This is a genomic window from Spirosoma flavus, from assembly GCF_054778555.1.
Genome location: NZ_BAAGZL010000008.1, coordinates 254357 through 266040 on the forward strand (window position 1 = coordinate 254357; position 11684 = coordinate 266040).

Consider the following 11684-nt stretch of genomic DNA (forward strand, 5'->3'; position numbering starts at 1 on the left):
AGACATTAAATGTTAAACGAATTGAAGAAATAACGCAGGTTCACGTAGAAGCCCCGACCGGGCTTTTGTAAGCTGAAGTTGTCGTACAGGCGATTGTCAGTGATGTTACGTGCCTCTAGTCCGATGTTGTATTTTCCATTCTTCAGACTATATACCGCGTTCAGATCATGACTAACCTGTTGGGGAATACTGAGTTTGTCGCCCCCACGACTGGGCCAGTACAGCCAGAATGCATGGACGTACAGCATATTGTAACCAATGTTCAGTACGTTCCCTTTTTGGCCAAGATCCCTCAACGTAAGTGAGGCATCCGCGTTGCCGAAGAAGTACGGAATATTGGGCATTTGGTCCTTGTAAACCGGGCTCAGGACAAGATTACCGTTGCTATCAAACACGTACTGTTGCCGATTTTCCAGCTTCTGATACGTTAGGGTCGCTCCGGCCGATAAGAATTTTTTGTAGGAGTATCTTATTTCACCTTCACCGCCGAGGGTAAATACGCCGTCGAGATTATCCAGTACAAGAGCCGACTGATTCTGATTGAATCGGGAATAGATGTAATTATCGGAATAGCGGTAGATGGCGTTTGCATTGATCAGAAAACGGTGATCTTCTTTAGCCGCAAAACTGTAGTTGAACCCAAGGTTTATGTTCTGACTCTGCTCGGGTTTCAGGGAAAGATTACCCTGCACTAATTCCACATCGCCAAACAGTTCGTTGGCTTCAGGCAGCCGATTGGCTTGCTCGTACGACGCTTTTAACTGAAAACCGGCTGTTGGGAAATAACTGGCGGCCACTCCAAAACCTAGTTTACTGAATGGAGTTTGTCGGGGTGTAGACTGATATAAATATTTTCCGAAAATAGAGGTGCTCCATTTATCTTTCACATCGTAGGTATAACCTACACCTAATACGTTCTTACTGAGCCGGGGCCGCACGTCGCCCTGCGTGAAACTTTCGTTAAATGCATCGGTGCCTTTTCTATAGAATGTACTGAATACGTTACTCAGCGCAATGGCCTGCCTATCCGTTAATTTATAGTTGGCAGTAGCAGTTACCAGTCCATTGTTATTGCCATATTGTGATAGACTACGACCACGGCCTTCCCCATTCGGATTCGGCTTCGAATTACCGTACCAGTCAAATCGTGCCGATAACGTATCGATGTTACGTTCCTTACCTAGGTTATAATTCGCGTTTACCGTTACATCAAGTCCTTTGATAAGGTCTGTTTTGCGATACTTCAACGTAGGCATGACAATATTGCCTCGTCTGTGCCAGCCTCCGAAAACCGCAACCATTCGGGCCCCCGTTTGTAGCTCCTTGTAATTTTTTCCAAGCGTGATCCCAAACAGCAGTTGGTCAGCGAATTTTTTACCCACTACGCCCACGCTGGCAATAACCGTTTCGTTATGATACGTGTCGTGAAAACGTCTGACTATGGCATTAGGCTTGTATGCCCCCGTGTAGATATCGGCTGCATCAACTGTTACTTTGTAGTTGTTGTCCGAATAATTCTGGAAGGCATTGACACGTGTCGTGAAGCCATTCTTGGTCGTGAAAGCTGCGTTTATTACACTACGATGCGTATTAAAAGAGCCATAGGAATAAGAAGCATCCACATAATTCCGGAAACGATCACCGGTAACAATGTTGATTGCTCCTCCCAACGCATCCGAACCCAGCCAGATCGGAACAACACCTTTATACACTTCAAGTCGTTCGGCGGTATTGATCGGTATGTTATTGATTTGAAAGGACGACCCAAAATTGTCCATCGGTACTCCGTCAATGAAATAACGGATACGGTTGCCGGAAAAACCGTTTAGAGAAAGATTGAAATTGGAGCCTACCCCCCCTGATTCGCGAACCCGTACGCCGGACACTCGGTCCAGTGCGCTACTAAGATCAAGCGTAGAATTATAGAGTTGCTTGGCATCAACGGCGGTAACATTGAATGACTGCCGGTTCACCTCCTGAACTTCGGTACGACCGATTACAGTAACCGCATCTAATTCGTTGGATTCTGGCTTAAGATTGACGTCCATCCGTGTCGGCTTACTGTCTTGCACGTAAACCACCCGGCTGATTTTCTGATAGCCAACAAACGAGACTATAATGGTATGTTTACCGGCGCTTAAATTCTCAAGCCGGTACGTTCCCTGTGGATCGGCGAACGTTCCACCGCTTTTGTCGGCGAGGCTGATGGATGCACCAGGTAGTACCTGACCTTCAGCAGTCCGTATGGTTCCGACCAGGCTGCCCCCCGTTTGTTGAGCCCAGCTACAAAATGTAAGAAGACATAGAAGTCCTACATGCAGAATTTTATTAATTTGCATTTGCTTTATAATGTTACCCCGTTGTAGAGCACCTGTCGTTAGACAGGCTAAGCCGGATGGTTGCAGCCGTCCGGCTCTTTCTGTTTATACTGATTAGCTAAAGTCGCACAAAGGCTTACTTAAAGCTGATCAAATCTCCAAACGTAGTTGCAGCTAGATTGTAGATTGCGTAGACAGTGTCACAAAATTATAATATTATTTATAACCAGTCCAAATAAATTTAATCTTACTTTAATAAGTACAAAAGTTTATTAGTATTAACATGATAATGCACTGATCTGCTTAATAAGACAAATGCCGACGTTTTTCTAAACAATTTTTAATTAAGAGTTACACTAGGTAAGTCACCCATTTAGAGAATTTTATATGGAGTGAAATTAGTACTAAACACACTTTTATTTAACTAAAGCCTTAAGGATATGGATGGTTATTACTCAAAAAGCGATAATTCGTCGTTTACAATAGCATACAAATAAGGTGTTCTAAGAATAGAGCTTTTTCGTGAGAATGTCTTAGCTAAAGAGTTTTAGTCAACGTATACACTACACCGTGGTAATTATCCACTTGTTTAATGACTAATCCCTCTTTGTTCACCAACAAGTGCATGGGGTAAGAACCAATCTTTAATTGCTCTTCCAAGTAGGCAGTCTGATCCGCCACGGTAGCATAATCAAACTTGGTTTTCTTCAGAAAAGCAGCCACTTTGTCGGCCGAGTCTAAGCACAAACTCACAAATACCACATCGTCGCGGTTCTTGTAGCGTTGCTTTAACTGGTTTAGAGCGGGCATTTCGGCCACACAAGCCACACAGTGGACGAACCAGCACTTCACTACCAGCGTTTTTCCTCTCGTGGTTTGGTTGGAATAAACATTTCCCTCCATATCCACGAAATGATAATCGGGTAAAAGCTTGCCTTCAGCCTGGTAGTACTCATATTCATTATGTGCCCATTGGTGGAGTAAGTTCTTGAGCTCTTTATCTACCCTACCAGGTAATGGGTAGAGCTGATAAAGCGTGGTTGTATCCTGTGCCTCTAGACGTAATGGTAAATAGCGACCCGTTGATAATGCTCGCAGAAAGGCCTCCCTGGTAATTGGCTTCAGGTGGTTATCTAAGGCTTGGTAATCTTCGTAGAGCCGAATATACTTTTGCTTGTAGGACCAAAAGCTGTTCGCATTCTTTAGAATTTGGCTAGGGTCAGCAACCGGCTTTTTGGACGTGCATGCACCAATGAATAACACTAGCACCAAGAGGAAAGAATATCTAGCGATCACAGAGCGAATTCATTTAAATATAGTAGCTCAAAAAGGTGGATTGATAAGGCATATACTACTAGTATTATGAATGCTCAATTATCTCATATAGGAGCCTTATTTGAGAATATGCTTTTACTATTTTGATAGTTGTCAAACTCTACTAGTGGCATACAAGTACTATTCCCAGAACGATTAGGCCGCTATAGCGGATAGAATTACCCCTTATTGGTAATCCAATGTACTCACCTGGAGTTCCCGCCACACAACGGCAGGATTAGGCCTCAAATTCAGTTCCACAAACGCCGTTTGTTGGCTGGGCCGACCCAACCCATCAAACTCATACCGATACATGGTCACCCGCCGATCCGGCCAGATGGAAGCTACCCCATTGAAGGATTCATAAAGCTCTGTTGTCTTCATCAACAAATTGCGACTAGGACGACCCCACAGGACCTTCTCAGGATTGGGTAGGCCGAGCTTAGTCAAATCGTACTCATATGTAGTAGTAGTACGGCTGGTCGGATTTTGAGCAATCCGTTGGACAATATTGCCATTGACAACGGTCTGTTTTACGGTGGAGTTAGGCCCGTCTTGCCGGAAGACTAGATAACCGTTCTGATCATAGGTATTGTAGTTGATCGCGTAGCCCTGAGCGTTCAGGTCAAAGGGGGTGGGAAATAGAGGAAAGACACGCCGGTTGGTGTAAATGAGTTGGTTGTTTGTGTACTCATAGGAGACATCACCCCACTCATAGGTGTAGTCGGGTCGGTCTGGGTTCCTCGTCTCTATGTAAGTTAGTCGGCGTTGGGTATCGTAGCGATAGATATCCTGACTACGGGTGAGGGGATAAAAGACCACATTTTGATAGAGGATGGATTGAGCCGTGGCCGTATCCGAGCGAATTTTAGTGGTGCCCGATCCCTGATAAGAAGCGGTCACTTTTTTGACCAACAGTAAATCTTGTGGATCGAGCGGGGTTGGTGCGGGCTCTCTACTGCATGCTCCGGTGAGGAGTGCGGCCATTGTCAAAAGAAATGAAATGCGGTGTTGAGGTAGGCGCATAATAAGTGAGGATTTAGTAGAAGATATACGTTAAACCTAGAGCCAAAAATGAGTAATAAAGTTGTCTCATCGATGGACAATGATAGTATTAGTGAGATAATTACTATGTTCTATAAGTGCGGTGGCTACGGTCCGCCGTGGCGGTTGCAAAAGTCGAAACGGTTACAAGCAGGCTCATTAAACGACAATTTTCGGCCACAAATTAAATCTAATCAACTTCCTATCCGAGCGAATTGGACTCACTTCTGACTTTTGCAACTGCCACTTCACTTATACAACAGTTTTTTACGTCTACAGCTGCTGTTAAAAGACGTTAACTACTTCTCCATCTATATTGCTCGGCGTATCTTTCGGCCAACCAGATACTCTATACTTATGAGCCGGTTTGCGACAAAGCTGCTGCTAATAATAATGGTTGGATTGAGCATGAGTTGTCGTTCAGCGCGCCATACCTTTAAGAATTACTATGGTGCGTTGATCGACAAAAATTACCCACTAGCTGCAAGCTATTTATCCGATTCTTGTAAAATCAAGCTCGCCAAGCTTAGACCTGGCTCGGATCTTAAGGAAACTGTACAGATCGCCTTTCCACCTAATTTTAAATCCTATGAAATAGGCCAAATACAACCAATTGGGGACTCGCTTCTATTAGCAATGAAAGTCATCACAGCGGATGGAGAAGTCCATATTTTTGATAAAGATCAGGAAGCTGAGACCATCTCAGGTGGCAACCGGGATAATGGGAAAAGAATGGTCTGGGATTTAAGATACCGCTTGTACAAAGTGGGCGGTCAATGGAGAGTAGATACCCCTTATTGTCGCAATTTTCGTTAGCTAACCATCACGCCTACGGCCGTTTTGCTTTCCTGGTTGTACTTATTATAAACGCCAAGTTGAGATAAACTTTCTTTATTCCATTGACATAAACGAGATTATACAACAGGACTCATTCGCTTATTGCCTAACCTTTTTACCGCTAACTAAATTTATAGTTTAAAAAGTTAATTACTCATACTGAATTACTTGTTGCTATCGTTTCGAGGGTAGATTCCACTTAATCCTCCTAGCTCATGCGTGCTGTACTCTTCTCGCTTTTGGCAGTGACCACTTTAGCGACTTCGCCCGTTTGCCTGGCTCAAAAGCCAAATTATGAGGTGATACTAATGGCTGATGGTAAACCGCTTGATCTTAGTCAGGGCATTTCCGCTCGGACTAAGGTATTACAGTTACTTGGCCAACTTGACCAAAAAAGCTTGCAGCAATATCCCCAATTGAAGACCACTGTATTGATCAACAAAGCTATTCTCAACCTGGTACGGGATACTAGACGAGTAGCCTATGAGGAATGGCCAGGTGATGGGTCGATAGCTGGTTTATTCCAACAAGCTAAAGCGGGTGACCGGTTCGTCATTCAATTTGACGATGTAGAGTCACTGACAAAACAGGGAATGGTGCAGAAAATAGACAGTGCAAAGCTTATTCAGCTAACCGTGAAAGAGTAATGCTCACACGTATAAATATTACTTGGATTAACATATACCCATTTGTACAACTAAGAATTTAGGTCTGCTGATGAGCTACTGTCCCAGACAGATTTATCTATTGACAATCGGCTGGCTCGTCTGCCTGCTGTTCAGTTGCCAACCCAAACAGGATGTGCTCCCCGGCGTAGCCTCGATTCAGATCGTGCTGTTTCAGAACAAAAAGCCCAGACCCTTCTACTTTCTTGAAGATGGTGCTCATAATCAACTGCGATTTGAAGTCTATTACTTCGATGAGAAAGGCACCTTTGTCCAACCGGCGGTAACACCCCAGTTTTTAGTCAACGGAATACCGATTGAGGCTGACAGCTTTACCTTAACTAAAGCAGGTCAGTTTGTCGTTACCGCGAAAATAGGCAATCGAACCAGTGATAATCAACTCCGCTTGGAGGCCGGCTCAGCAACGGATTATATCAGTCGCTTTGAGCTGACAACCGCCGTTCCTTTCCTGAACGCGAACGCCACGAGTCGATTGCCCATATTCGTTACAATCAGCGATAAACAGGGCCGCACCCTTGATACAATCGGGTATTCGTTACCCATCAAATTATCCATTGATGGCGTTCCTCAAGCTGAAAGCCGATTCATGACCGCCAATAAAGCCGGAGTTTACACCCTGCAAGCCAGCTTATGGGAGACAAAGTCAGCGAGCTTAACGGTCACGGCACGAAAAACCAATTCGTATGAACTCGTTCGATTTCCTGTCATTATCCATATTCCCAAAAACGCCGACGTATCTCAAATTGATCCAGCCCGTATTCTGGCGGATGTGAACCGAACGTATCGGGCAAATAAGACATCGGTTGACCCCAACCAGGCCGACGCTTTTATTGAGTTCGTGCCGGCCACCACTGACCCTTTCGGCCACCCACTGGCTAAAGCAGGCTTGGATCGGCTGTCGTTTGATAACCCAGCGAGTGTTGATACGGCGGCTAAATTAATTAACCAGGTTGTTCACCAGTGGTGTCCACAACAGTATATTAACGTATTTGTAAGTGTGGATTGGCGACGGATTTATGGCCCTGGGTATTCTTATTCGTACCTGCCCACGGATTTAACAAGTACTGCCGTTTCCTGTGACCAGCTAAAGAACGTTACCTGGTCAGCCAAATCTATTCCGGCTATATACATTTATGACCAATTTAGTTTCCCTTCGTTGGACCATGAGTTAGGGCACTTCTTAGGCCTAATTCATACCTTTCAGAATGGCTGCACTACCCCCAACTTTTTTGCCGACATACCGCAGCACGAAGAAGCTCGTGCTGACAACAAGGGCATTAAATACAGTTGTAGTCAAGTACCTTTTGTGTCGGATTATGTGATGGATTACTACGTTGCTCACAATAGTTTTACCCAGGACCAAATTCGCTATATACGGCAAGTACTCAGCCGGTTAACGTACCTGCCTGGCTCGTTGAAACAGGGCAATGGGCGCCTGGGAACGGGTTCACTGGGTGAAATAGAGCAAGGCACTACGATTGCTTGTAAGTCGGGGCTTCATTATTAACTGTTTCGCTAGGCATCTTAGTTGCTACATCTGTAGTTTTACGTTGTAAGCCGTTTTTCTTATAGCTATTTCTTCGGCAGGTGTTTCCACTAAATCTGGATAGCGATAAGCTATTGAAGACACAAACGGCTCCACTTATTGGCTTAGCTTTACATAATGGCACTTATAAAATAGATTCGAATGGCTGAAGAAGACTTCAGATTGCTTGTTCAGTCGTTGCTAATCTCACTCTTGTATAATGAAAAAACAGCTACGATTGAACTGGTCAGCGACTACCCTTTGGAAAGGCCGCAATATGGATCCAAAGCCAATTCAGTGAGGGGATTTATTAAACATACTTTTCATCAGGTAGACAGCATTGACTTTAAACCCGGCTTCCAACTGATTCCCCTTCTTAAGCCAAGTGGTTATTCTACCTGTGATTCACGTCAACCCATCATTATTCAGCAAGTTCAATCCAGAGACTCACAAGCCTACTTTGACTTTGGCTACTCCTATGGAGAACTTTCATTTACATACAGCCAGTTGGGCAAACAAACGAAAATAACATATGCTACTAAATCGGCAGATAATGTTTTTCAGTATTTCGACATAGTCACCAACACACCAGTACTATTCTGTTACCCGTTTGAAGTGTCAGTTAAGGCCGATTATAATAAATAGAGCGTTCGATGCGACAGACAACAACCGAGTGTTAGCATGGAGTTTTCCACTTATCTAACACATACCTATTTGTACAATGACATCGCTCTATCAAAATACTTTTATTTTACTAAGTAAGAGTGGGAGGCTGTTGTTTGGTTTAGATGAATTAACACATCATGTAACTCCCGTAGTCGATGGTTGGGTGTGAACTGATAGTCAGGCTTGGCGGGTACCGTTGAGCCTATGTTCCGCATCCACTTTTTCTGAGTTAACCAGCCAGCCTCTGCTTTATCAGTGGGTAGGGCTCGTAGATCCAAGTAAAAATTAGCTACTCCTGTTCCAGCAAACCATTTTTCAAACGAATCAGCAATGGGTTCAACCAAGCTGTTGGTGCGGCTCAGATGCCTTTGCTTAGTCTGGGGGTCAATACGGACAGCTGTAAAAGTGCCTTTACCGGTTGTAAAGCCCACCGATAGATAATCAGATCCGTAGGTTTTTGTCAGATGATGGCCCATGGATTTGGACAAGCCCGTTCGCTTTTCGATGTGGCCATTGTGCGCCCATAGTACCACTTTTGCGGTGGGATTTTGTTGCCGTATCCATTCAATATTGGTCGCCATGCATTTATCGCGGAACATGTTACCAGCATGGAAACCTTTACGTCTCATTTGTGCATACTGGACTAAGGTACGAGCACAGTGCTGCATGACCGGAGAGGCCATCTGACTTCCAAGCGCTTGTTGTATTTCTTCTGATAACTGTTGGGCTTTCTTTTCCCAGTTAGTCTGTTTGAGAGCCTGGCTACGATACAGCGTATCGAGTTCATCAACCCATCCCTGTAAGGCTACCTCTGATCGTTGAACCGCATACTGACGTAGTGCTTTAATGGCGGGATAGGGAATGTTCATATCAAATCCGGTAAAAGCAAGTTTGTTGTAATGCACTTGATTATAGTTCTTCATCCACTTAATTAGTTGCCACACCTCGTCAGTATACCAGGTCCAATACCCTAATGCATCTAATACGGCTAAGGAATCGCCTTTACCCGACTGCACGTACTCATTGACAAGTTGTGCGCCGGCAAAGTCGGCTTCAATGGCGAAAACAGTGAAATCAAGTTGCTCCACTAAGTGGGTCAACAACCGATGTTTCATCTGAAAGATCTCATGACTGCCGTGAGTGCACTCCCCCAGGCCAATCAACTTGGCTTGTTTAACCATCTGCCGGAATGGGTTAAGGTCTTCTGAGGAGTGATTTGGATTTACCGATTCGATGGGTTTGAGTTGTTTATTAAGCCAGTCAATTTCTGGCGAACTCTGGGCAACACAGAAACTCGTACTATATGCTGCTAGCAGTAGTGAAGCCAATAGTTTTGAGTGCATCTTACAGAATTGAGATTTTCGATAAAGTACGCTCGTATCGTATTCGCATTTACTCACTTAACATTATTTAAGGTGGGCTGGGGTGGTCCCGTTTGGCCGGACACTTTACTTATGAGAGCTTGTTAGAAACTGTTTGATAATATTGCTTTTCAAAGTCAATTGGTGAACGGTAGCCTAAGCTGGAGTGCAATCGACGGATGTTATAATACCCTTCAATATAATTAAACAATTCATTACGGGCATCGTCTAGACTCATAAAACAGCCGCTCTCCAGCAACTCGGCTTTTAAGCGGCCCCAAAAAGACTCGATATGAGCATTTTGGTAGGAATTATCAGTTTCAGCCATGCTTTGTAGACACCGCCCTTTATCCAGCCGCTTTCGAAAAGAATGACCGAAATACTGGCCGCCCCGGTCCGAGTGGACGATCAAACCCGGCTTGGGTTGACGTTGCTGGAGGGCCTGATCAAAAGCCTGCACAACTAAGCTTTCTTTCATGTGCTTGGCGACCCACCAGCCCACGATCCGACGAGAAAATAGATCCATCCAACTGGCTAAATAAGCCCAATGTCCATCAGCCAAAGGCAAATACGTAATATCGCCAACCCACGCCTGATTTGGTGCAGTAGGTTTGCCAAACTCGATTAAGCGGTTGGGACAAGCGATCAAACCATGCCTGGAGTTAGTCGTTTTGGGTACGAAACTACGGGGTTGAATAGCCCGCCAGTCGTGCTCGTGCATCAAACGACGTACCCGATGTCGACCAGCCTTTACGCCCTGTTCTTTTAGGGCTTCCAGCACACGACGGCTGCCATAGCGTCGGGAGTTTTCCCAGAAAATCTTGTCGATGGCTGTGGTCATGGCTAGATCGCTATCTGACGGAGTGAATGTTGTTCCATTACGATATGTGTAATATGCAGTCTTGCTGACATTCAGTACTTTACAGAGTAGTCGTACTGGAAAATTGGTTTCTTCAAACTGAATGAACTGGTACGTCAGCGTCAGGTTTGTCGGCTGAAAATGGCAACAGCTTTTTTTAGGACCTCGCGCTCCATCTCGCTTTGCCTCAGTTGCTTACGTAGGCTATCAACTTCTTGTTGAAGACTTCGATCGGTTTTCTTTTCCCCTTTGTCACTGGTCTTCCGCCAGGCGTGAATCAGGCTATCGCTAATACCCATCTTACGGGCTACGGTCATGATGGGTTCACCATTGGCAACTAGCCGCAATACATCGGCCTTAAACTCGGCGGTATACTTTCGTTTTGGTTGTTGGGATTGGTTCATGGTACACGAAGTTAACTAAGTTTCGTGTCCGGGTTTTTAGGACCATATCAGGCAACCTGTGAATAGGAGGTAAACGTTAATTGCATGAATGATCGTCTCACCAATCGCCCGTTTGTGTAAGACAATGCCCCAATTTACTACGTAGTCATTCGAGGGTTATCAAATCGTCTCAAATTGCCGTCCGCTTCGGCGGTCCGATCCTAAATCAACCGCACGGCGAACCGTGTCTCTTTTTCAATGAGCCGATGAGTTTACGATACAATTTTATCATCGTACTAACGGCCTGAAATTCTATATTTACTCTACCAGGTAAACATAATTGAGATTATACAACAGATTTGAAGTGTATTCTCAGATACTTCACCAGCTTGAGTAGTCCAGTTAAAACTAAACCCCAAAAAAGGCCATCGAGAATAATGTAAACAAAAAAATAATCGCTGACAGCATCAATGTTGATGGGGAATGAGTACAAAAAGATAAGTACCTTTTGCCAAAAGGCTTTCGAGCCACCCCAGGTTACTAAAAAGGGAGTTAATAGCAGAACAGTAAGTGCGTACAGTAGGCTAAAAACTGGAGACTGCTCGCTAAACTGTGTCACAGGTGAATAAAGGGAATAAAAACTCTAACTTTCACTACTATGACCAACGAGTTTGATTTTGAAGCCTTCAAA

Annotated in this window: 10 protein-coding genes; 4 read left to right on the forward strand and 6 right to left on the reverse strand. The window is 44.5% G+C overall.

Annotation, left to right across the window (positions count from 1 at the left end):
* Window positions 1-5: 5 nt before the first annotated feature.
* The 3 genes from ACYVF1_RS29715 to ACYVF1_RS29725 form a co-directional block, all read right to left on the reverse strand.
* Window positions 6-2339: a TonB-dependent receptor gene (locus ACYVF1_RS29715; protein ID WP_461085886.1), complete on the reverse strand. Its 2334-nt coding sequence runs from the start codon at window positions 2337-2339 to the stop codon at window positions 6-8.
* Window positions 2340-2855: 516 nt separating this feature from the next.
* Window positions 2856-3614 carry a TlpA family protein disulfide reductase gene (locus tag ACYVF1_RS29720; protein ID WP_461085887.1) on the reverse strand — a complete coding sequence of 253 codons (759 nt, stop codon included), beginning with the start codon at window positions 3612-3614 and terminating at the stop codon, window positions 2856-2858.
* A gap of 204 nt (window positions 3615-3818) precedes the next feature.
* A complete protein-coding gene (locus tag ACYVF1_RS29725; protein WP_461085889.1) occupies window positions 3819-4658 on the reverse strand; it encodes a hypothetical protein in 840 nt (279 codons plus the stop codon).
* Window positions 4659-5033: 375 nt separating this feature from the next.
* On the opposite strand from ACYVF1_RS29725, the gene ACYVF1_RS29730 reads away from it, so the two are divergent.
* From ACYVF1_RS29730 to ACYVF1_RS29745, 4 genes are all read left to right on the forward strand, one after another.
* Window positions 5034-5492, forward strand: a complete 459-nt coding sequence (locus tag ACYVF1_RS29730; protein WP_461085891.1) for a hypothetical protein — start codon at window positions 5034-5036, stop codon at window positions 5490-5492.
* Window positions 5493-5728: 236 nt separating this feature from the next.
* Window positions 5729-6160, forward strand: coding sequence for a hypothetical protein (locus ACYVF1_RS29735; protein ID WP_461085893.1), 432 nt, complete (start codon window positions 5729-5731; stop codon window positions 6158-6160).
* A 70-nt stretch (window positions 6161-6230) separates the two neighbouring features.
* Window positions 6231-7706, forward strand: coding sequence for a M43 family zinc metalloprotease (locus ACYVF1_RS29740; RefSeq protein ID WP_461085895.1), 1476 nt, complete (start codon window positions 6231-6233; stop codon window positions 7704-7706).
* 180 nt (window positions 7707-7886) lie between these two features.
* Complete coding sequence (locus tag ACYVF1_RS29745) at window positions 7887-8369, forward strand: hypothetical protein (protein WP_461085896.1); 483 nt, start codon at window positions 7887-7889, stop codon at window positions 8367-8369.
* 101 nt (window positions 8370-8470) lie between these two features.
* On the opposite strand, the gene ACYVF1_RS29750 is transcribed toward ACYVF1_RS29745, so the two are convergent.
* The 3 genes from ACYVF1_RS29750 to ACYVF1_RS29760 form a co-directional block, all read right to left on the reverse strand.
* A complete protein-coding gene (locus ACYVF1_RS29750; RefSeq protein ID WP_461085898.1) occupies window positions 8471-9733 on the reverse strand; it encodes an erythromycin esterase family protein in 1263 nt (420 codons plus the stop codon).
* Between the two features lie 109 nt (window positions 9734-9842).
* A complete protein-coding gene (locus tag ACYVF1_RS29755) occupies window positions 9843-10736 on the reverse strand; it encodes an IS3 family transposase (protein ID WP_461085904.1) in 894 nt (297 codons plus the stop codon).
* Entirely contained in the window at window positions 10733-11014 is a 282-nt protein-coding gene (locus ACYVF1_RS29760; RefSeq protein ID WP_461085900.1) for a transposase, read from the reverse strand. The genes ACYVF1_RS29755 and ACYVF1_RS29760 overlap by 4 nt, the downstream gene beginning before the upstream one ends.
* Window positions 11015-11684: the final 670 nt, after the last annotated feature.